This is a genomic window from Curtobacterium sp. MCBA15_009 (assembly GCF_001864895.1).
Taxonomy (GTDB): Bacteria; Actinomycetota; Actinomycetes; order Actinomycetales; family Microbacteriaceae; genus Curtobacterium.
Map to the genome: position 1 here is coordinate 70,196 of NZ_MJGO01000037.1, position 20,600 is coordinate 90,795.

Below are 20,600 nucleotides of genomic sequence, written 5' to 3' on the forward strand. Positions count from 1 at the left end.
ACCATGGCAGTCGAACTCAGCACCTGGGACGCCCAGGGCAACCAGACGACACCGACGTTCTCCACCATGCGGTTCCCCGCCGGTGAAGCGCACGTCAAGGTGGCGAACGACACCGCCGAGCCGGGGGGCACCACCGAGATCGCGACCCTGCGCGGCACGAACGGCGACGACCTCCTCATGCTCGGCATGTGGGCGGACGCCGTCCGGCAGCGCGGATCGCGGTCCGTCGCCCTCGTCCCGTACCTGCCCGGCGCCCGGCAGGACCGCGGCCTGCCCTTCGGGGCGAAGGTCTACGCGGACGTCCTCAACGGGTTCCACATCGACCAGATGATCGCCTTCGACCCGCACTCCCCCGTGGTCGTCGGGCTGGTCGACCACCTCACGGTGGTCACGAGCGAGCAGGTCGTCCGCGACGCCGTGCTCGACGTCGAGGGCGACGCGTACACCGGCATCATCGCGCCGGACAAGGGCGCGGTCGCCCGGGCCACGGCGGTCGCCGAGTCGTGCGGCCTGCCGCTGTACCGGGCCGAGAAGCACCGCAACCCCGACACCGGCAAGCTCGACGGGTTCTCGTGCGAGCCCCTCCCCGCGGACGGCCGGTTCCTCGTCGTCGACGACATCTGCGACGGCGGCGGCACGTTCATGGGCCTCGCGAGCTCGACCGGCCTGCCGAAGGAGCGCCTCGGCCTCTGGGTCTCGCACGGCGTCTTCTCCGGCCGGGCCCCGCAGCTCGCCGAGCACTTCGGCGAGATCGTCACGACCGACAGCTACCCGGCGCAGAACGACGTGCCGGGCTTGCGCACCGTCCCGCTCAGCCCGTACCTCACGAAGGAGATCCGATGACCACCACCACGACGGGCCTCGAGCCCCGCATCACCACCGCGAGCCCGATCGCGCCCCTGTTGGCCGTCGACGGCTACAAGCACTCGCACCGGCAGGTCTACCCGGCCGGGACCACCCGGATCCTCATCAACTGGACGAACCGCTCGAACGCGCACATGCCCGAGTCGACCCACGCCGTGGTCTTCGGCCTGCAGGCGTTCGTCCAGCGCTCGCTCGTCGAGGCCTGGGCGCCGTTCTTCGCCGCCGACGAGGACGAGGTCGTCCGCCTGTTCGACGAAGCCCTGCAGGGCTACTTCGGCCCGAACCACATCGGCACCGACCACGTCCGGGCGCTGCACCGCCTCGGCTACCTGCCCCTCGAGATCCGTGCGCTGCCCGAGGGCACGCTCGCACCGATCGGCGTCGCGACCCTGACCGTCGAGAACACGATCGACGAGTTCTACTGGCTGCCGAACTACATCGAGACCGCCCTGTCCGCATCGATCTGGCACCCGTCGACCGTCGCGACGAAGGCGCTCGAGTACCGCGACCTCATGGAGGACTGGGCGGCCCGCACCGGCGCCGTCCCCGAGGGCATCGACTTCGCCGCGCACGACTTCTCGTTCCGCGGCCAGTCGAGCATCGAGTCGGCGGCAGCGGGTGGCGCCGGGCACCTGCTCTCGTTCCTCGGCACCGACTCGATGCCGTCGCTCGACTTCATCGACCGCTACTACCCGGGCGACAACGGCTGGGTGGCCGCGAGCGTGCCCGCCACCGAGCACAGCGTCATGTGCGTCCGCGGCGCCGACGGCGAGCTCGAGACGTTCCAGCAGATCCTCGACGTCTACCCGACGGGCATCGTCTCCGCGGTCAGCGACGGCTTCGACCTGTTCAAGGTCATCACCGAGACGCTGCCGCAGCTCAAGGACCGCATCACCGGCCGCGACGGCAAGCTCGTCATCCGTCCCGACTCGGGCGACCCGGTCGACATCGTCACCGGCACCGTGCACGACGTCGACGAGGCCGAGCTGTTCGCCGCCGACCGCAGCGACGAGCAGAAGGGCGTCGTCGAACTGCTCGACGAGATCTTCGGCCACACGGTGAACGAGCAGGGCTACAAGGTCCTCGACCAGCACATCGGCGTCATCTACGGCGACAGCATCACGCTCGACCGGGCCCGCCGCATCTACGAGCGGCTCGCCGCCAAGGGGTACTCGAGCGACAACATCGTGCTCGGCATCGGCTCGTACACGTACCAGTACATGACCCGCGACAACCTCGGCAGCGCGGTCAAGGCCACCTGGGCGCTCGTCGACGGCCAGCCCGTCGACATCCAGAAGGACCCGAAGACCGGCAGCGGCAAGAAGAGCGCGAAGGGCCGCATCGCCCTGCACCGTGACGAGACCGGCGAGATCCGGCAGACGGACCAGGCCACGGCCGAGGACGAGGCGACCAGCCTGCTCCAGCCGGTGTGGGTCGACGGACGCTTCACGCGCCTCCAGTCCTTCGCCGACGTGCGAGAGACGCTCCGCGACGAGCGTGCGGCCCGCACCGCACGCCGGGCCGCCTCCGCGTGACGGAGACCGCTCCGGCGGTCCGCGACCAGCCGCTCATCGCGATCGACGTCGTCCCGACGTCGTTCGCGGGGGCGGCTGGCCTGCGGGTCGCCTCCGCCCGTCGGCTGTACGACCCGTTCGCCGGACGGGAGGCCCTTCCCGGCGTGCTCCTGGACGGTTCCGAGATCCTGGCCGACGCTGCGCTGCGCGCCCTGCGCACGAAGGCGGGCGTCGGCCCGGCGGCGGTGCGCCATCTGGCGCAGGTCGGCGCGTTCGACGGGCCGGACCGCGATCCGCGGAGCACCGCGATCAGCATCGCGTTCCTGGCGGTCGTCGACCCGCAGGCCGCCCCGGACGCGACCTGGCACGACGTCGGCGAACGCCCGTTCGGCCTGCCGTTCGACCACGACCGCATCGTCGACGCGGCGCTCGAGCACGCCCGCGTGCGCCTGTGGTCGGACGTCCCGCTCACGCGCGCGCTGCTCGGGGAGCGCTTCACCACCTCGGACGCCGGTCGCCTCCGCGCGGCGCTCACCGGGAGCACCCCGGATCCGGGCAACCTCAACCGGATGCTCCGCACCAACCCGGCCGTCGCCCGGGTCGACGCGGCCCCGGCGGCCGGTCCCCGCGGCGGGCGTCCCCCGGCAGCCTGGACGTGGACCGTCTGAGCACGGTTGGGTGGGGGCATGTCCTCTTCGCTGTCCGGTGACGACTCCCTGCACCTGCCCGAGTTCGACGCTCCCCCCGCCGCACCGCTCGACCTCGCCCAGCAGTGGCTCGACGCCGCGGACGAGCGCGACGTCTCCGAGCCGAAGTCGATGACGCTCGCCACCGCCGGCGCCGACGGCCGGGTGTCCGCCCGCACCGTCGACGTGAAGCGGCTCGACGACCGGGGACTGGTCTTCGGCACCTCGACGCTCAGCCCGAAGGGCCGACAGCTCGCCGAGAACCCGCACGCCGCACTGCAGGTCTACTGGCGCGAGACCATGCAACAGCTCCGGTTCGAGGGCCGGGCCGTGCAGCTGTCCGACGACGAGTCCGACGCGCTGTTCGCCGACCGGTCGCCGAAGTCGCGCGCCGCCACGGCGATCGCCGACCAGTCCGCCGTGCTCGAGCCCCGGACGCTGCAGGACCTCATCGACGACGCCAACGTGCTGCTCGACGAGTCCGACGACGACGTGCCGCGCCCCGCGGGGTGGGTCGCCTGGCGCCTCGAGCCCGAGCTCGTCGAGTTCTGGCACGGCAGCCGCGACCGGATGCACCGCCGCCTGCAGTACGCGCTCGCCGACGGCGCCTGGTCGGCCACGCGTCTGCAGCCGTAGACGGCCTCGCTCCCGCTGCCCCCACGACGGCGTCGTGCGGCGCCCGCGCGCCCCGCACCGCCGCACAACCAAAGTGCACTCGAACCGCGGAATTCCGCGGCGCGAGCGCACTTCGGTTGTGCAAGTGGGAGCGGAACCGGCCGACGTGACGCCGACGCAGAGCGAGCGCGGAACGGAACGGAACCGCCCTACCGCCCGATGGGGTTCGCCATCGCCCCCGCCCGGATGAGCGACGCCGACTGGTCCGCCAGGTCGACCATCGACAGGGTGTTCCGCAGCTGCAGCCGGTTCAGGCACGAGTGCTCGAACGTCGGCACCCGCAGGTCCAGGGGACGCCGGCGGTCCGGGTGCGCGGCGGCGTGGGCGTCGACGCACTCCCCGACGACCTGCCAGAAGCGGGCCTCGGGCAGCACCCCGTCGTCGTCCAGGATCGCGGCGACGAACCGCAGCACCCCGTCGAACACGTCGGTGAACACGGCGAGCGCCGCTTCGTCGTCGGACACCGGGTGCACGATCCGCTCGACGTCCGCGGGGACCGGCCGGTCGGCGTCGCGCCCGAGCACCACGACCTCTTCGCCGATGTCCTTCATGACGGCACGGACCACGACGCCGTCCCGCACGACGAGCACCAGGTTCTCGCCGTGCGGCATGAAGGCCAGCTCGTGCACGGTCAGGCAGTGCACGACGGGCAGCAGGTAGGCGTCGAGCCAGCGCCGCACCCACTCGTCGGCGGGCAGCCCGGAGGCCGCGATCAGCGCCGAGACCACGGCTGCCCCCGAGGCGTCCCGGTGCAGCAGCGCCGCCATGGTGAGCAGCTGCTCGCCCCCGGCCAGGTGCGGGACCGGGCTCTCCCGCCACAGCGCCGCGAGCATCTTCCGCTGCGGCGAGGACACGTCGACCCGGTGGTACGCGTCGCCGGTGTACCCGATGGACGCGTGCTCCCGCAGGACCGAGAAGCCGGCGGCGGCGAGCGTGGGGTCGGCGGCGACGATCCCGGCGACCCAGTCGTTCACCGCCGGGGTGTTCCGCATGTACGCGGGGGACATCCCCCGCAGGAACCCCATGTTCTGCACGGCGAGCGCCGTCTTGACGTACGAGCGTGCCGGCTCGGTGCGGTTGAACGCGGTGCGGATCGACTGCTGCGGCTGGTACTCGTCCGGCCCCTCGCCCAGGTCGACGAGGTCCTGCCGACCCAGGTCGGGCGCGAAGGTCACGGCGATCCGGTGCTGCCACTGCCACGGGTGCACGGGCAGCCACACGTAGTCGTCGGGGTCGAGCCCGCGACGCTCCAGCGTGGCCCGGAACCCGGCCACGACGTCCGCCGACAGCTCCGACTCCCAGTGCGCCTGCTCGGTGCGGTCCGCGGCGAGCGCCAGGTGCGTGTGCTCGCGTCGGGCGGCGAGCCACCGGTACCGGAACCGGCCGCCGGACTCGGGCGCGAAGGCCCGGTACTCGTCGAGCCCGAACCCGATCCGTCCGTTCGCGGCGACGAAGGCCGGGTGCCCCTCGGTCATCGCCGATTCGACGTCCTGGAAGGAGGCGACAGCGGCGTCGACGGATCCCCCGGCCCGCCCGCGCGCGAGCTGCGCCGCCGACGGCCCACCCCGCCGGTGCTTCGCCGCCGCACTCGCCAGGGTCGAGGCGATCTCCTCCAGGTACGTCCCCAGCAACTCGTCGGGGATCCCGAGCACGTCGCGCAGCTCGAGCACGAGCTCCTGCGCACGGAGCGGCGCCGGCGCCCCCGCACGGGTCCGCGTCAGCGAGGCCTCGTCCATCGACCAGTGCTCGAGCACGTGCTGCCGCGCCCGGAACCGGTAGGTCGACTCCCCCGCGTCGAGCTGCCACCCGTCCCCGTCCGGCACGGGTGCGATCAGCCGTTCGTGGGTGAACTCCGCGATCGCCTTCGCGACGAGGTGCCGTTCGGCGGGTTCCAGGTGCTCGGGCCGCAGGTGCGCGGCCGGCCCGTCGCCGTCGGGGACGCCGATGCGGTCGGTGTCGAGCACCGACAGCAGGGCCCGCTTGCCGTCGACGTCCACCTGTCGCAGCGCACGGAACCCGACCTCGGCGTTCTTCGCCTGCACGGCGGTGTTCCGCACGTCCGGTTCGACGACGACCCGACGCGCACCGAGGGCGTCCCGGCAGTGCTCGACGACGGCACGCATCACCGCGCTGGTCAGGCCGCGCACACGACGGTCCGCGGGCGCCGGCGCGACGAGCAGGTGCATGCCGACGTCGCCCGGCTCCGCCGCCCACACGTCGGTGAGCAGGACGGCGGCGGGGTCGTAGGTCTCCGCCAGGAAGCACGGTTCGCCGTTCCGGCGGCCGAGCCACGCGGCCTGTGCGGGGTCCGACTGCACGCCGGCCAGGTAGTCCCGGACGCCGTCCACGTCGAGGTCGCCCATCCCCCACCACGACGAGGCCGGGTGGGCGAGCCACGACTGCACGACGGCGGCGTCGCGTTCCGGGTCCACGGGTTCGACGGTCAGGAGGCCCGGCTCGGCTCCCACAGGCGCAGTCGCCCCGTGTGCGTCGACGGTCGCAGTGCCCTCGACAGGGTCTCCCACACCGGTGCCCTCCACAGTGTCCTCAACACCGGCGCCCACCACAGTGCCCTCCACACCGGCGCCCGCCGCGCCGGTGCTGTCGACAACGGCGCTCATGCGGACACCTCCGCACGCTCGGTCGTGCACCCGGCCGGTGCGCTGTGCGCGCTGGCGGGCGGGGCCGTGGACGGCGCTGCTGTCGGCTGCCCCGAGGCGGGCAGGCCGAACTCCTGGAAGGCGATCCGGGCCTCCAGGCCGTACACGGGGCGACCCGTGACGGACCGGATGATCGACGCGTTCCGCCACGCACCCATGCCGAGGTCGGGCGCGGTCAGGCCGTGCGTGTGCTCCTCGGCGTTCTGCACCCAGATGCGTCCGCCCAGGGTGTCGACGTGGTGGTCGCGGGCGACGGCCAGGCGACCGCGGGAGTCGCGGGCGACGAGGTGCTCGACCGGGTCGAGGAACCGCGGGACACGCGGGGTGTACCCGGTGGCGAGCACGAGCTGCTCGACCTCGTGCTCGTACGTCTGGTCGAGCTGCTCGTGGCGGAGCGTCAGCCGGTACGTGCCGCGGTCGGCGAGCCAGGCGGCGTCGACGACGCTCGTCTCGGTCCGGAGCGTCGTCGGGACCGGTCCCCGCGCGCTGATCCGGTACAGCTGGTCGTAGAGCTCATCGACCAGGTCGGCGCTGATGCCCTTGTACAGGCCACGCTGCTCCCGCCCGAGACGGTCGCGGACGGCTTCGGGCAGCCCGTGGAAGTGGTCCGTGTACTCCGGGCTCGTCATCTCGAGGGTGAGCTTGGTGTCCTCCATCGGGAAGAACCGCGGCGACCGGGTGATCCAGTCGAGGCGGTAGCCGTCCTGGCGGATGTCCTCGAGCAGGTCGCGGTAGACCTCGGCGGCGGACTGCCCACTGCCGATCACCGCGATCGAGCCGGCACCGCGGAGCGCGTCGCGGTTCGGCAGGAAGTCGGCCGAGTGGATCGCCGGGCCGTCGATGCCGCGCAGCGGGGCGGGGACGGACGGCTCGGTGCCGATGCCCACGACGACGTGCCGTGCGCGGTACGTCTCGGGGCCCTGGTCGGTCTCGGCGTGCACCGTGAACGTGTCGGTGACCGGGTCGTGCTCGACGGCCGTCACCCGGCGGCCCCAGCGGAGGGTGTCGAGCCGGTCGGCGGCCCAGCGGCAGTAGGCGTCGTACTCGCTGCGCAGGGGGTGGAAGTCCTCGCGGATGTAGAACGGGTACAGGCGCCCGGTCTCCTTGAGCCAGGCGAGGAACGAGAACGGCGAGGTCGGGTCGGCCATCGTCACCAGGTCGGCGAGGAACGGCACCTGGATCGTGGCGTCGTCGAGCATCATGCCGTGGTGCCAGGCGAAGCCGTCGGCGGCGTCGAGGAACACCGCGTCGAGGTCGTCGAGCGGGTCGGTCAGGCAGGCGAGGCCGAGGTTGAACGGACCGATGCCGATGCCGACGACGTCGTGCACGGGGCGGTCGGCGGCCTGGCGGCCGTCAGCGGCGGTCATCGCGTTGCTCCTTCCGGGGCGGTGGCGGTCGCGCGGACGCGTGCTGCCGTCGCGGCGACGTGGTCGAGCGCGGCGCGCATCTGCGCCGGGGTGGTCTCGGGGTTGAGCAGGGTGAGCTTGTTGCACGGGCGGCCGTCGATCACGGTCTTCGCGATGAGCACCCGGCCCTCGGCGAGCAGGGCCGCGCGGATCGGGGCGACGAGCGCGTCGGCCTGGTCGTCGGTGACCCCGGCGGGCTGCCACCGGAACAGCACCGTGCTGAGCTGCGTCGGCGCGACGAGCACCAGGTCGGGGTGCTCGTCGACGATCCGGTGCGTGGCCGCGGCGAGGTCGATGACGGCGTCGAACGCCGCTCCGATGGCGTCCGCCCCGGACGCGCGCAGGGTGGCCCACAGCTTCAGGGCGTCGAACCGGCGGGTGGTCTGCAGCGACTTGTCGACCTGGTTCGGCTCGGCGGCGTCCTCGGGGTTCAGGTAGTCGGCGTACCAGGCGGTGCGGCGCAGGTCCTCCGGGTGCTGCACGAGCAGGGCGCTCGAGGACACCGGCTGGAAGAACGACTTGTGCAGGTCGGTCGTCACGCTCCGCGCCCGCTCGATGCCGGCGAGCAGGTGCCGACGGGTCGGGGACACGAGCAGCCCGCAGCCGTACGCGGCGTCGACGTGCAGCCAGACGCCCTCCAGGTCGCAGACGTCGGCGATCGGCTCGACCGGGTCGATCACCCCGCGGTCGGTGGTGCCGGCGGTCGCGACGACGGCCATCGGCGTCTGCCCGGCCGCGCGGGCGGCGGCGATCGCCTCGGCGAGGGCGGCGGGCACCATCCGGCCGGCGTCGTCGGTGGCGACGGCGACGACGGCCTCGAGCCCGAGCAGCCGGGCGGACTTCGCGATGCTGAAGTGGGTCTCCGCCGTGGTGAACACGGTGCCGCTGGTCCCGAGGGCCTCTCGTGCCAGCAGGAGGGCCTGCAGGTTCGACTGCGAGCCGCCCGAGGTGAAGATGCCGTCACCCGCGGCGAACCCGATCCGACCGGCGAGCCAGGCGACGACGTGCCGCTCGATCTCGGTGCCGATCCGGGACTGGTCCCAGGTGTCGACCGACGGGTTCACGGCGGCGAGCACGGCCTCGGCGGCGACCGCGGGCAGCGCCACCGGGCAGTTCAGGTGCGCGAGGTACGCCGGGTCGTGGAACCAGACGGCCTCGCGGACGAACAGGGCGTCGAGTTCGGCGAGCGCGCGGTCCGTCCCGAGGGGTTCGGCGTCGAGGTCGACCGCCTGCACCCGGGCCCGGAGGACCTGCGGAGCGGTGTCGGTCGTCGGGCGGTCAGCGGCGGCGAAGCGGTCGGCCAGGCGGTCGACCGTCGACGTGACGCTGGAGCGGTACCGCTCGGCAGTGGCAGAGGTCAGCAGTTCGATGGGTGTCACGTTAGGTAAGGCTAACCTCACCTCTGCTGCACTGCCACCCGAACAGGGGTGGACTCCCAGGTCTCGGGCGTGCCGCGTCGCCGTCCGGGCGCGACGGAGGCGCCCCGACGGGCGAGCGGCGGGTGAACGGACGTTCAGTCGTCCGTCGGCGACCTCGGACTAGAGCTTCTCGATCGGAGCGATCTTGATGAGCAGCTTCTTGCGTCCGGCGGAGTCGAAGGCGATCTCGGCGATCCGCTTGGCGCCCTGGCCGGTCACCGCCGAGACGGTCCCCTCGCCGAAGTCGACGTGCGAGATGCGGTCACCGGCTGCCAGCTCCATGTCGCCGTTGTCCCGGACCTGACCGGAGACCCGGTTCGCCCACTCGGTCTTCGGACGGGTCTTCGACGCCGCGGCGGCACGGTCGTACGAGCCGCCGCCCCAACCGCCACCACCGCGGTAGCCACCGCCACCACCGCCCGTGCCGCCGTCACGCTTGGCGTTCAGCGCACGGGGCTGCGTGCCGCCACGGCTGTTCGCCATGCCCGGCGACTGCTTCCACTCGATGAGCCCCTCGGGGATCTCCTGCAGGAAGCGCGACGGCATGGCCACGTTGACGTCGCCGAACTGCGCGCGGGTCATCGCGAGGGACAGGAACAGGACCTTCTTCGCGCGCGTGATCCCGACGTAGAACAGCCGGCGTTCCTCGGACGGGCCGCCCGGCTCGGCGGCGGACATCCGGTGCGGCAGCAGGTCTTCCTCGACACCGGTCAGGAACACCGCGTCGTACTCCAGGCCCTTCGCCGTGTGCAGGGTCATCAGCGAGACGGTCCCGGACGAGTCGTCGAGCTCGTCCGCCGCGGCGACGAGCGAGACCTCGGTCAGGAAGTCGGAGAGGGTGCCCTCGGGGTTGTTCTTCTGGAACTCGCGCGTGACGGCGACGAGTTCGTCGATGTTGTCGGCGCGGGCGGCGTCCTGCGCGTCGGGCGACTTCCGCAGGTTCTCGAGCAGACCGGAGCCGTCGAGGAGCTGCGTCAGCGTGTCGACGACCGGCTGCGTCGGCGCCTTCTCGGAGACGGTGTCGAGCAGCCCCGCGAACTCCGTGATGGCGTTCCGCACCTTCGGGCCGAAGCCGAGTTCGCCGGCGTGCCGCAGCGCGTCGCGCATCGTCGTCTCGTGCTCGTCGGCGTAGCGCTGCAGGGTCGTCTCGGTGACGGCACCGATGCCCCGCTTCGGCACGTTGAGGATGCGCCGCAACGCCATCGGGTCGGCGGGGTTCGCGACCGTGATCAGGTACGCCATGGCGTCCTTGATCTCGGCGCGCTCGTAGAACTTCGTGCCGCCGAGCACCCGGTAGGGGATCGCCGCACGGATGAAGATCTCCTCGAGCGCACGGGTCTGCGAGTTCGTCCGGTAGAACACCGCCATGTCGCGGTAGTCCATGCCGTCCTCGCGCAGGCGCTGGATCTCGTCGGCGACGAACTGGGCCTCGTCGTGGCCGGTGTACCCGGTGAAGCCGACGATCTTCTCGCCGGCGCCGACGTCGGTGAACAGGCTCTTCGCCTGCCGGTCGAAGTTGTTCGCGATGACGGCGTTCGCGGCGTCGAGGATGTTCTGCGTCGAGCGGTAGTTCTGCTCGAGCAGGATCGTCTTCGAGTTCGGGAAGTCGCGCTCGAACTCGACGATGTTCCGGATGTCGGCCCCGCGGAACGCGTAGATCGACTGGTCCGAGTCGCCGACCACCGTCAGGGACGCGGGGGCGATCGAACCGTCGGTCTCGCGCATGCGGGCGACGTGCTGGCCGGCATCCTCGAGCTTGTCGACCTGCTCGACGGGCACCGGACGGGTGAGTTCACGGATCAGGGCGTACTGGGCGTGGTTGGTGTCCTGGTACTCGTCGACCAGGATGAACCGGAAGCGGCGCTGGTACAGGGCCGCGACGTCCGGGAAGGCCCGGAAGAGGAACACCGTCTGGCCGATGAGGTCGTCGAAGTCGAACGCGTTCGCCCGACGGAGCTCGTTCGTGTAGCGCCGGAACACCTCGGTGAACATGACCTCTTGCGGGTCGTTCGCGTTGATGTTGCGCGCGTACGTGTCGATGTCCCGCAGCTCGTTCTTGAGCTTCGAGATCTTCGACGCCGCGGCACCGACCGTCAGCCCGAGCGAGTCGGCCTCGAGCTCCTTGATGATCCGCTTGAGCAGTGCCCGCGAGTCGGCGGAGTCGTAGATCGTGAACGACTGCGGGAACCCGAACCGCTCGGCCTCGCGCCGGAGGATCCGCACGCAGGCCGAGTGGAACGTCGAGATCCACATCCCCTCGGCCTCGCCGCCGACCAGCGCACGGACGCGCTCGCGCATCTCGGCGGCGGCCTTGTTCGTGAACGTGATCGCCAGGATCTGCGACGGCCAGGCCTCGCGGTTGGCGAGCAGCAGCGCGATCCGGCGCGTGAGCACGCTCGTCTTGCCGGAACCGGCTCCGGCCACGATCAGCAGGGACTCGCCGCGGTACTCGACGGCTTCCTTCTGCTGGGGGTTCAGACCCGCGGTGAACGGGTCCTCGTACGCACGGGCACCGGCGCCCGGCTCGGGCGTCGATTCGAAGGGGTCGAGCACGATCGTCATGTCCGGGACAGTCTAGGCGGGACCCCCGACAGCCGACCGTGCCAGGACGGCCAGGTCGGTGTGGTCGGCGAACACCCCGTCGAGACCGGTCCGGACCACCGAGGTGTACCAGCGCTCCCAGTCCCCGAAGGCCGCGACGTCCCCGCCCCGGCGCAACGGCCCGGGCAGGAACCGGTTCTCCGGCCGGAGCGTCCACGTGTAGACGGCGAGCCCGGCGGCGTGGGCACGGTCGACGATCGCGCTCCGCACCGGCGTCGGGTCGTCGAGCGCGACGCTGTCCACCCCGGCCATGAGCGTGCCGAGGTCGACGCTGATGCCGTGGAACTCCGTCGCGAAGGACGCGAGGGCGTCCTCGGAACGCTCCGCGGCGTAGGTGGGAGCCAGCGACCCGTGGGACGCGACCTCGTCGGCGGCGCTGCCACGGGCCTCCTGCAGGTACACCAGCCGACCACCCGTGTGCCGCTCGCGCAGGTCGCGGAGCACGCCCTTCTCGAAGCTCTCGACCGTGAGCCGCTCGTCGTGGCGCCACCCGGCGTCACCGAGCGCGCGGTCGACGAGCTCGTCCATCGGGAAGCCCGCGCGGTCGAAGAAGGCCGCGTGCTTCACCTCGGCGACGAGGCCGACCGGACGGGGCGCGGCGTCGAGGATCGCGAGGAGGTCCTCGAGGCGCAGGACCGGTTCCTCGCCGTCGTGCTCGGCCGACCCGGGTCGCAGCGCGGGCAGTCGCTCCCGTGTGCGGAGCGTCTGCAGCTCCGCCCACGTGAAGTCCTCGGTGAACCACCCCGACAGCGTCTGCCCGTCGACGGTCTTCGTCGTGCGCAGGTGCCGGAACTCCGGTCGGTCGGCGACGTCGGTGGTGCCGGACACCTCGTTCTCGTGGCGGAGCACGAGCACGCCGTCCCTCGTCGGCACGAGGTCCGGCTCGATCGCGTCGGCGCCGAGCTCGATCGCGAGCTCGTAGGCGCTCCGCGAGTGCTCGGGGCGGTAGCCGGACGCGCCGCGGTGGGCGATGACGAGGGTCATGGCGCGACCCTACTGGCCGCGGGTGACCGTGGGGACGGCGTGGGTCACGGGACACACGCGAGCCGCCGGGGGCCGCCGTTCCCAGCCCGCCGACCGAGCATCGCCGCATGACCGTCCGATCGCTGTCCACCGCCGTCGAGGCCCGGATCGACCGCGCCGCCCGCCGCCTGCTCGACGCCGGGCACCAGCCGCGCCGACCCGCCCGCCGGTTCGTCACCGAGTTCCTGGTGTTCGGCGCGAAGCAGGCCTGGGCGTGCACCTTCGGTGCCCTCCTGCTCGCGACGATGGCCGTCGTGCACCTCACCGTGCCGGCGGCGGTGCGGAACGACGTGCTGACCGTCGCCGCCGTGCTGCTGCAGGTCGGCATGCTCGTGTTCGGGCTCGAGACCGTGCGGGAGCTCCGCGTGGTGCTGCTCTTCCACGTCGTCGGCACCGTCATGGAGGTCTTCAAGACCCACATGGGGTCGTGGTCGTACGGCTCCGGCGGCCTGCTCGTCGTCGCCGGGGTACCGCTGTTCTCCGGCTTCATGTACGGCGCGGTCGGGTCGTACCTGGTGCGCGTGCACCGCCTGTTCGACCTGCGCTTCGACCGGTACCCCCGGCAGTGGGTGCTCGCGGTCGTCGCCGGGGCGGTCTACCTGAACTTCTTCGGCCACCACTTCGTGGCCGACGCCCGGTACGTCCTGCTCGTGCTCGTGCTGCTGCTCTTCGCCCGCACGACCATGCACGTGCGAGTGCACCGCTCGACGCTGCGGATACCCGTGCTCGTCGCGATGGGCCTCGTCGCCGTCGTCGTCTGGGCCGCCGAGGACGTCGCGACCTGGGCGGGCGCCTGGAGCTACCCGGCGCAGGCGGCGGCGTGGCAGCCGGTGTCGCCGACGAAGATCGTCGCGTGGTTCCTGCTCATGACGATCTCGATCGCCCTCGTCACCTGGCTCCACCCCGCTGGCTCCACCCCCGCAGCAGACTCCCGAGCAGTTCGCGGCACGCGTGCAGCGCATCCCCATAGGCTGCTCGCGTCAGGGCCCCACGGGGCCGCGTCCGCTCGCCGCGAATCCTCAGCCTTCCGCGGCCGAGCGCACCTAGGCTGAGAGGACTCGAATCTCCAAGGAAGAGGACACCATGGCCTTCAAGCCCGGTTTCGACCAGTCCCCCGCCTTCAACGACCAGGGACGCAACGCCTGGGGCGGCGCGACCGGTCAGCAGCAGGCCGGCTGGGGACAGACCCCGCAGCAGGCGAAGGGCGGGATGACCCCCGACCAGCTGCAGTACATGTACGACCGCCCGGCGGCCTCCACGGTCGACACGGACCGCATGTCGTACGAGGACACCATCGTCAAGACGCTGCTCGCCTTCGGCGTGCTCATCGTCGGTGCGGTCGCCGGCTGGAACCTGCCGCCCGCGGTCTGGATCGTCGGCGCGATCGTGGGCTTCGTGCTCGCGCTGGTCAACACCTTCAAGAAGAAGCCGTCGGCGGGCCTCGTCCTGGCGTACGCGTTCTTCGAGGGGCTGTTCGTCGGCGGGATCTCCGGGTACTACGACACCGCGTTCGACGGCATCGTGCCGCAGGCCGTGTTCGGCACGCTCGGTGTGTTCTTCGTGACGCTGCTGCTCTTCCGGTCCGGCAAGGTCCGCGCGACGCCGAAGGCCACGCGCTTCTTCCTCATCGCGATCGTCGGCTACATGGCGTTCTCGCTCGTCAACGTCGTCCTGATGCTCACCGGCGTCACGCAGAGCGCCTTCGGCCTGCTCGGCGTGACCCTGTTCGGCATCCCGCTCGGTGTGCTCATCGGCATCTTCGTCGTCGTCATGGCGGCGTACTCGCTCATCCTCGACTTCGACCAGATCAAGACCGGCGTCGAGCGCGGTGCCCCTCGCGTCTACGCCTGGACGGCGGCGTTCGGCCTCATCGTGACGCTCGTCTGGCTGTACCTCGAGATCCTGCGCATCCTCGCGATCGTGGCGAGCAGCTCGCGCAACTGATCCACCCCGCACCACACGGAGGGCCCCGGCACACGCCGGGGCCCTCCGTCGTTCCCGTGAGGTCCGCCGAGGTGTGGGTCCTCCGAGGTCTGGGGTCCGCCGAGGTCGCGCGACGTGCCGCACGTGCGCCGTCGAGGTCGCACGAACCGCCGCCCGACGACCCGGCAGGCGGCAGTTCGTGCGACCTCGACGCCCGCCCGCCTGCCGCCTGCCGCCCGGCCGGCGCCCCGGGCCCCGGGCGCCCGGGGCCCGGACGCACGGGCCCCGGACGCACGGGCCCCGGACGCACGGGCCCCGGACGCACGGAGGCCCGGCACGCAGCGCGTGCCGGGCCTCCGGACGGTCAGGGGAGGACTACTCCCACTCGATCGTTCCCGGCGGCTTCGACGTGACGTCGAGCACGACGCGGTTGACGTCGGGGACCTCGTTCGTGATCCGGTTCGAGATCTTCGCGAGGGTGTCGTACGGCAGACGCGTCCAGTCGGCGGTCATGGCGTCCTCGGAGGAGACCGGACGGAGCACGATCGGGTGCCCGTAGGTCCGACCGTCGCCCTGCACGCCCACGGAGCGGACGTCGGCGAGCAGCACGACCGGGCACTGCCAGATCTCCTCGTCGAGGCCGGCCGCGGTGAGTTCCTCGCGGGCGATCTTGTCGGCCGCGCGGAGCAGCTCGAGGCGGTCCTTCGTGACCTCGCCGACGATGCGGATGCCGAGACCCGGGCCGGGGAACGGCTGGCGGCCGACGATGACCTCGGGCAGGCCGAGCTCGCGGCCGACGGCACGGACCTCGTCCTTGAACAGGGTGCGCAGCGGCTCGACGAGCTCGAACGTCATGTCCTCGGGCAGGCCGCCCACGTTGTGGTGCGACTTGATGTTCGCCGTGCCCGCTCCGCCGCCGGACTCGACGACGTCGGGGTAGAGCGTGCCCTGCACGAGGAACTTGACCTCGGCGTCGGTGTCCGAGGCCTTGGCCTCGAGCACGAGCGCCTCGGCGGCACCCTCGAAGGTGCGGATGAACTCGCGCCCGATGATCTTGCGCTTCTGCTCCGGGTCGCTCACACCGGTGAGGGCGTCGAGGAACTGCTGCTCGGCGTCCACCGTGACGAGCCGGACACCGGTGGAGGCGACGTAGTCCTCTTCTACCTGCTTGCGCTCGTCGGCGCGCAGGAGCCCGTGGTCGACGAAGACGCAGGTCAGCTGGTCGCCGACGGCCTTGTGCACCAGGGCCGCGGCGACGGCGGAGTCGACACCGCCGGAGAGCCCGGCGATGACCCGTGCGGAACCGACCTGCTCGCGGATGCGCGCGACCTGCTCCTCGATGACGTTGCTCGAGTTCCAGTCGCCGGGCAGCCCGGCGGCACGGTGCAGGAAGTTCTCGAGGACGGCCTGGCCGTGCGCGGAGTGCTTCACCTCGGGGTGCCACTGCACGCCGTAGAGCTTGCGCTCGTCGGACGCGAAGGCCGCGACGGGCGTCGAGGCGCTCGACGCCAGGACCTCGAAGCCCTCCGGCGCCTTGGCCACGGAGTCGCCGTGCGACATCCAGGTGACCTGCGACGCCGGCTGGTCGCCGAGCAGCACGCTGTCCGTGCCGGTGACGTCGACGTCGGTGGCGCCGTACTCGCGCAGGCCGGTGTTCGCGACCTCGCCGCCGAGGGCGGTCGCCATGGCCTGGAAGCCGTAGCAGATGCCGAGCACGGGGACCCCGAGCTCGAGGATCTCGCCGTCGAGGGACGGGGCGCCGTCCTCGTACACGGACGACGGGCCGCCGGACAGCACGATGGCCGCCGGGTCCTTCGCGCGGATCTCCTCCGCGGTCATCGAGTGCGGGACGATCTCGCTGTAGACGTTCGCTTCACGGACCCGACGCGCGATGAGCTGCGCGTACTGGGCCCCGAAGTCGACGACGAGGACGGGACGCTGTTCGGTCTCGCTCACCGAGCGGCCTCCTTCTCACGCTGCTGGGCAGCGATCAGGTCGTGGTAGGTGTCCATGGCCTTCTGCTGCATGCGGTGTTCGACCACGAAGGACATGAACGGGATGATGCCCCCGAGGGCGATGAGCAGGAAGCGCGACGGCCTCCAGCGCATGATGCTCCACAGACGGAAGTCGGTGAAGAGGTAGAGGACGTACAGCCAGCCGTGCGCGATGAGGATCGCGATCGACAGGTTGAACGTGCCGGGTGCTTCGCCGGCGGTGCCGTTGGGCACGAAGAACGGCCCGTTGCCGAGCTGCATCTCGAGCTGCAGCGGCGTGTACTTGATGACGACCTCGATCACGAGGGCCAGGAGCAGCACACCGGTGATGTAGGCGGAGACGCGGTACCACTTCACCGCACCCGGGATCTTCGGGACGTCGCGGGTCCGGACGGTCAGTGCCATGTCGGCAATCCTACCGTCGGAGCGCGGCGGCTTCGGCGGCCAGGGCCTCGTCGCGCTCGTCCTCCTGCTCGCGCTCCCACGCGTCCTTCACGAACCGGTACCAGAGGAACACCGCGAACCCGGCGAAGACGACCCACTCGATCGCGTAGAACAGGTTGAGCCAGTCGAACTGGACCTCGCGCGACGGGGCGCGGTCCGCGATGGTGCCGAGGTCGGCGGCCTGCGCGGTCGCGCCGTCGGCGACGACGTACCCGAGGTACATCCGGTCGTCGAAAGCCTGCCAGGTGTTGACGAACCGTGCCGGGGCGACCGCCGAGTACTCGGCGCGCTTGTAGGTGTCCTGGTCGGGCGACTCGGCCGGGTAGTACCGGCCCTGGATCGTCAGCGTCTGCCCGTCCGCCAGGCGGTCACCCCCGGCGACGGCGTCCGCCCGTCGGTCGGACCACCCGATGACGACCGGGAGGCTCGCCCCACCGTCCGAGTCCACCAGGTGTCCGACGGTCTGGTACGTCCCACCCCCGGTGCGGCCCGTCAGGACGGTCGTGTCCCCGGCGACGAACGTGCCGGAGACCGTCACCTTCTGCCCGGCGAGGGTCTCGCTGACCGGCTTCTCCGGGGTGGTGACGGCGTCGAGGGTCGTGCGCGTCTCGGTGGTCGCCGGCAGGGGCTTGCCGTTGGCGATGCTCCGTTCGAGCTGCCACTTGCCGAGTCCGGCGAAGACCGCCGCCAGCACGAGCGCCAGCAGCAGCAGCGCGATCCACTTCGGTCGTCGGGCAACGGCCCACATCTGTATCAGTACTCCGGATCGCGCTGGCGGACCGGGCGTTCGGGGCGCTCGGCGGGGATCTCGACCGGCGACGTCACGGGGTCGGACGTCGCGTCGGGCGACTCATTCTCGCGCTCGTCCCTGCCAGCGGCCTCCACGAGGGCGAACTCCTCGGCGAACTGGCGGTCGCGTTCGGCCCGGCGGGCGGCCGCGGCGGCGTCCTGGTCGGCGACCCCGGCGGCCGCTGCGGCGTCGACGGCGTCGTCGAGCGCGGGACTCGTGCGGCGGCCGAGGCGGTCGCGCAGCCGCGAACGGAGCCGCGCGACGCGCGCCGGTCGCACGACGAGCCGGCCGATCCGGTCCGAGTTCACCGCGAGCAGCGGCCCGAGGATCGCCATGACGAGGACGTAGAGGCCGGCGAACGCGGTGATCCGCGCCTCCAGTCCGGCGGCCGCCGACAGCGTCGCGAGGATGAGCGCGAACTCGCCGCGGTTCACCAGGATGACCGCGGTGTTGATGCCCTGCTGCACGTCGAAGCCGTTCATCCGCGCGACCAGCTGGCCGGCGACGGCGTTCAGGACGACCGTCATGCCGATGGCGCCGAGGACCGGCCAGAGCACCTCGCCGAAGGTCGACAGGTCGAGGCCGAGGCCGAAGTTGACGAAGAAGAATGCGGCGAACACGTCGCGCATCGGCAGGGCGAGCTGCTCGATGCGGTCGCGGTACCGGGTGGCACCGCAGAGCAGGCCGATGACGAAGGCACCGATGGCGTCGGTCACGCCGAGCAGGTCCCCGATGCCGCCGAACATCACCGCGAGCCCGAAGAACAGGACCGTGAACAGCTCGTCGTCGCGCGTGGCGAAGATCTTCGAGACCCACTTGCCCGCGAAGCGCGCGAGCGTGAACATCACGATGAGGAACCCGAACGCGAGCGCGAGCTTGCCGACCACGGCCCAGGCGTTCGTGTCGCCGGACAGCACGACGGAGACGATCGCCAGGTAGATGGCGATGAAGACGTCCTCGATGACCGTGACGCCGAGGATCATCGGGGTCTCGTCGTTCGCCAGGCGTCGCAGCTCGATGAGGAGCTTCGTCACGATCGCGCTCGACGACGTCGCCGTCATGCCCGCGATGATCAGGGCCTCACGGGTGCCCCAGCCGAGCGAGAACCCGAAGGCGAACCCGACGCCCATGTTGATGGCGACGTACGTGCCACCGGACACCAGGAGCTTGCCGGCGTTGCCGTAGAACTCCTCTTGGTCGAACTCCAACCCGAGGTTGAACAGCAGCAGGATGAGCCCGAAGGTCGCGATGAGCTCGATGGTGTGGGACTCGACGTTCAGCCCGATCCACGGGGTGTGCGGGCTCGCGATGAGTCCCACCACCATGTAGACCGGGATCGCCGGCAGCCCGATGGTCTTGCCGAGCCGCCCCAGGACGTAGGCGATGACGAAGAGCACACCGATGGTGAGCAGCTCACCACCCAGGTGCATGCGCTAGCTCTTCCGCGGGGCCTCGGCCGAGGCGGCCGCAAGCTCTCCGCTGCGGTAGAAGGAGAACGCCTTCGCGACCTTCTCCGGGGACCCGGCCACCACGATGGTGTCGCCGGGGAACACGACGAAGTCGGGCGAGGGGGCTGGGTTCGCGCTGTCGCCGCGCACGACGGCGACGACGGTCAGGCCGATGAAGCCGGAGTCGTGCAGGTCGCCGAGGGGCTTGCCCGCGATGGCGTCGTCGTAGTCGACCGAGAACCAGTCGATCGACAGGCCGGGGATCTCGTCGAGCTTGTCGAGGCCCTCGGTGATCCGGGTGCCGCCGAGGAGTTCGGCGAGGGTGTGCGCCTCGTCCTCGCTGAGGCGCAGCGAGACCTTCTCGGACTTGTCCGCCCCATCGGAGACGTCGGCGAACGAGATGAGGTCGGAGTGCCCCGACCGGTGCGTGATGACACCGCACTTGCCACCGTCGTCGGTGTAGAAGCTGTGCAGCACGCCGACTCCGGGGAGTTTGACGCGATGGACGTCGACCATGATGGCTCCCTCTTCGAGTACCAAGATGATAACCGTCGGGTCGTCCGGTCCATTCCGCCCGCTACTGTTCCGTTCATGGGGAGAACGCGGATCGTCGTCGGGGTCGTCGGGACACTGGTCGTCGCGGCCTACGCCGCACTGCTGGCGGTGAACGCGCTCGTGCTCGACCCGCTCGCCGCGGTGCCCGGGCAGTCGCTCGCCCAGATCCACGCCGAGCTCACCCGCCAGGGCTTCTCGGTGCGCGGCGACACGGTGGCCGTCGTCGTGGTCGCGCTCATCGGCGTCCTGCTCGCCGCGGTGCTCTCGGTGCTGCTGCTCGTCACGCGGGCGCCGGCGCACGTCATCGCCGCCGTGCTGCTCGCCGTGGTCGTGATGGGCACGCCGGCGTCGTACGTCGCGGCGATCGCCATCGGCATGGACGTGGCCGATGCCTTCGGGGTCGGCGGCGGCGACCACACGATCTGGGCGGGCGTGCTGTACGTGACGAGCCTCGTCGCGCTCGTCGGGATCCCGGTCGTGCTCGTGGTCGGCCAGGCGGCGCACGTGCGCCGGACCGCCCTGCGGACGCACGCCGCCTGACGGACGCGCCCCGGGCCTCCCGTCCGGTCCGCCGGCAGGGAGGCCCGTGGCGGGCCCGT

Annotated in this window: 17 protein-coding genes; 7 read left to right on the forward strand and 10 right to left on the reverse strand. The window is 71.5% G+C overall.

The window, feature by feature from the left end; all coding sequences use genetic code 11:
- Positions 1-3: 3 nt before the first annotated feature.
- Genes BIU97_RS08595 through BIU97_RS08610 form a run of 4 tightly spaced genes read left to right on the forward strand, consistent with a single transcriptional unit; the run spans position 4 to position 3,700 of the window.
- Positions 4-843, forward strand: coding sequence for a phosphoribosyltransferase family protein (locus BIU97_RS08595; RefSeq protein WP_071297470.1), 840 nt, complete (start codon positions 4-6; stop codon positions 841-843).
- Positions 840-2,399: a nicotinate phosphoribosyltransferase gene (locus BIU97_RS08600; RefSeq protein ID WP_071260159.1), complete on the forward strand. Its 1,560-nt coding sequence runs from the start codon at positions 840-842 to the stop codon at positions 2,397-2,399. Before BIU97_RS08595 ends, BIU97_RS08600 begins: the two co-directional genes overlap by 4 nt.
- On the forward strand, positions 2,396-3,046 hold the full coding sequence (locus BIU97_RS08605) for an NUDIX domain-containing protein (RefSeq protein ID WP_071297471.1): 651 nt from the start codon (positions 2,396-2,398) through the stop codon (positions 3,044-3,046). The genes BIU97_RS08600 and BIU97_RS08605 overlap by 4 nt, the downstream gene beginning before the upstream one ends.
- Before the next feature lie 18 nt (positions 3,047-3,064).
- Positions 3,065-3,700 (forward strand): pyridoxine/pyridoxamine 5'-phosphate oxidase, encoded by a 636-nt coding sequence (locus tag BIU97_RS08610; protein ID WP_071297472.1) that lies wholly within the window; start codon positions 3,065-3,067, stop codon positions 3,698-3,700.
- 188 nt (positions 3,701-3,888) lie between these two features.
- Here BIU97_RS08610 and BIU97_RS08615 read toward each other — a convergent pair whose 3' ends face one another.
- From BIU97_RS08615 to BIU97_RS08635, 5 genes are all read right to left on the reverse strand, one after another.
- Positions 3,889-6,171, reverse strand: a complete 2,283-nt coding sequence (locus BIU97_RS08615) for a GNAT family N-acetyltransferase (RefSeq protein ID WP_254782949.1) — start codon at positions 6,169-6,171, stop codon at positions 3,889-3,891.
- 185 nt (positions 6,172-6,356) lie between these two features.
- A complete protein-coding gene (locus tag BIU97_RS08620) occupies positions 6,357-7,766 on the reverse strand; it encodes a lysine N(6)-hydroxylase/L-ornithine N(5)-oxygenase family protein (RefSeq protein WP_071297474.1) in 1,410 nt (469 codons plus the stop codon).
- Positions 7,763-9,184, reverse strand: a complete 1,422-nt coding sequence (locus BIU97_RS08625; RefSeq protein ID WP_071297475.1) for a pyridoxal phosphate-dependent decarboxylase family protein — start codon at positions 9,182-9,184, stop codon at positions 7,763-7,765. Before BIU97_RS08625 ends, BIU97_RS08620 begins: the two co-directional genes overlap by 4 nt.
- A gap of 159 nt (positions 9,185-9,343) precedes the next feature.
- A complete protein-coding gene (locus BIU97_RS08630) occupies positions 9,344-11,785 on the reverse strand; it encodes an ATP-dependent helicase (protein ID WP_071297476.1) in 2,442 nt (813 codons plus the stop codon).
- Between the two features lie 12 nt (positions 11,786-11,797).
- A complete protein-coding gene (locus tag BIU97_RS08635; protein WP_071260136.1) occupies positions 11,798-12,808 on the reverse strand; it encodes a glycerophosphodiester phosphodiesterase family protein in 1,011 nt (336 codons plus the stop codon).
- A 107-nt stretch (positions 12,809-12,915) separates the two neighbouring features.
- On the opposite strand from BIU97_RS08635, the gene BIU97_RS08640 reads away from it, so the two are divergent.
- The gene (locus BIU97_RS08640) at positions 12,916-13,899 is read left to right on the forward strand and encodes a DUF817 domain-containing protein (protein WP_071260132.1); all 984 of its coding nucleotides are present in this window, start codon (positions 12,916-12,918) and stop codon (positions 13,897-13,899) included.
- 31 nt (positions 13,900-13,930) lie between these two features.
- Positions 13,931-14,791, forward strand: a complete 861-nt coding sequence (locus BIU97_RS08645) for a Bax inhibitor-1/YccA family protein (RefSeq protein WP_071260129.1) — start codon at positions 13,931-13,933, stop codon at positions 14,789-14,791.
- Positions 14,792-15,145: 354 nt separating this feature from the next.
- Here the strand turns inward: BIU97_RS08645 and guaA are convergent, their stop codons facing one another.
- The 5 genes from guaA to BIU97_RS08670 are packed head-to-tail and all read right to left on the reverse strand — an operon-like array spanning position 15,146 to position 19,962.
- Positions 15,146-16,726, reverse strand: coding sequence for a glutamine-hydrolyzing GMP synthase (gene guaA / locus BIU97_RS08650; RefSeq protein ID WP_071260122.1), 1,581 nt, complete (start codon positions 16,724-16,726; stop codon positions 15,146-15,148).
- Entirely contained in the window at positions 16,723-17,169 is a 447-nt protein-coding gene (locus BIU97_RS08655; protein WP_071260119.1) for a DUF3817 domain-containing protein, read from the reverse strand. The genes guaA and BIU97_RS08655 overlap by 4 nt, the downstream gene beginning before the upstream one ends.
- Before the next feature lie 10 nt (positions 17,170-17,179).
- Positions 17,180-17,956, reverse strand: coding sequence for an SURF1 family cytochrome oxidase biogenesis protein (locus tag BIU97_RS08660; protein ID WP_071297477.1), 777 nt, complete (start codon positions 17,954-17,956; stop codon positions 17,180-17,182).
- A gap of 5 nt (positions 17,957-17,961) precedes the next feature.
- Complete coding sequence (locus BIU97_RS08665) at positions 17,962-19,428, reverse strand: cation:proton antiporter (protein WP_071260113.1); 1,467 nt, start codon at positions 19,426-19,428, stop codon at positions 17,962-17,964.
- A gap of 3 nt (positions 19,429-19,431) precedes the next feature.
- The gene (locus BIU97_RS08670; protein ID WP_071260110.1) at positions 19,432-19,962 is read right to left on the reverse strand and encodes a cation:proton antiporter regulatory subunit; all 531 of its coding nucleotides are present in this window, start codon (positions 19,960-19,962) and stop codon (positions 19,432-19,434) included.
- Positions 19,963-20,037: 75 nt separating this feature from the next.
- Here BIU97_RS08670 and BIU97_RS08675 point away from each other — a divergent pair, with 75 nt between their 5' ends.
- Complete coding sequence (locus BIU97_RS08675) at positions 20,038-20,541, forward strand: hypothetical protein (RefSeq protein ID WP_071260107.1); 504 nt, start codon at positions 20,038-20,040, stop codon at positions 20,539-20,541.
- Positions 20,542-20,600 lie beyond the last annotated feature (59 nt).

What these genes read in the sequence shown, in the direction of transcription:
- BIU97_RS08645 (WP_071260129.1), top strand. Translation starts at nt 13,931, where the DNA reads ATGGCCTTCAAGCCCGGTTTCGACCAGTCCCCCGCCTTCAACGACCAG.
- BIU97_RS08670 (WP_071260110.1), bottom strand. Translation starts at nt 19,962, where the DNA reads ATGGTCGACGTCCATCGCGTCAAACTCCCCGGAGTCGGCGTGCTGCAC.
- BIU97_RS08665 (WP_071260113.1), bottom strand. Translation starts at nt 19,428, where the DNA reads ATGCACCTGGGTGGTGAGCTGCTCACCATCGGTGTGCTCTTCGTCATC.
- BIU97_RS08630 (WP_071297476.1), bottom strand. Translation starts at nt 11,785, where the DNA reads ATGACGATCGTGCTCGACCCCTTCGAATCGACGCCCGAGCCGGGCGCC.
- BIU97_RS08660 (WP_071297477.1), bottom strand. Translation starts at nt 17,956, where the DNA reads ATGTGGGCCGTTGCCCGACGACCGAAGTGGATCGCGCTGCTGCTGCTG.
- BIU97_RS08675 (WP_071260107.1), top strand. Translation starts at nt 20,038, where the DNA reads ATGGGGAGAACGCGGATCGTCGTCGGGGTCGTCGGGACACTGGTCGTC.
- BIU97_RS08595 (WP_071297470.1), top strand. Translation starts at nt 4, where the DNA reads ATGGCAGTCGAACTCAGCACCTGGGACGCCCAGGGCAACCAGACGACA.
- BIU97_RS08655 (WP_071260119.1), bottom strand. Translation starts at nt 17,169, where the DNA reads ATGGCACTGACCGTCCGGACCCGCGACGTCCCGAAGATCCCGGGTGCG.
- BIU97_RS08600 (WP_071260159.1), top strand. Translation starts at nt 840, where the DNA reads ATGACCACCACCACGACGGGCCTCGAGCCCCGCATCACCACCGCGAGC.
- BIU97_RS08620 (WP_071297474.1), bottom strand. Translation starts at nt 7,766, where the DNA reads ATGACCGCCGCTGACGGCCGCCAGGCCGCCGACCGCCCCGTGCACGAC.
- BIU97_RS08610 (WP_071297472.1), top strand. Translation starts at nt 3,065, where the DNA reads ATGTCCTCTTCGCTGTCCGGTGACGACTCCCTGCACCTGCCCGAGTTC.
- BIU97_RS08635 (WP_071260136.1), bottom strand. Translation starts at nt 12,808, where the DNA reads ATGACCCTCGTCATCGCCCACCGCGGCGCGTCCGGCTACCGCCCCGAG.
- BIU97_RS08640 (WP_071260132.1), top strand. Translation starts at nt 12,916, where the DNA reads ATGACCGTCCGATCGCTGTCCACCGCCGTCGAGGCCCGGATCGACCGC.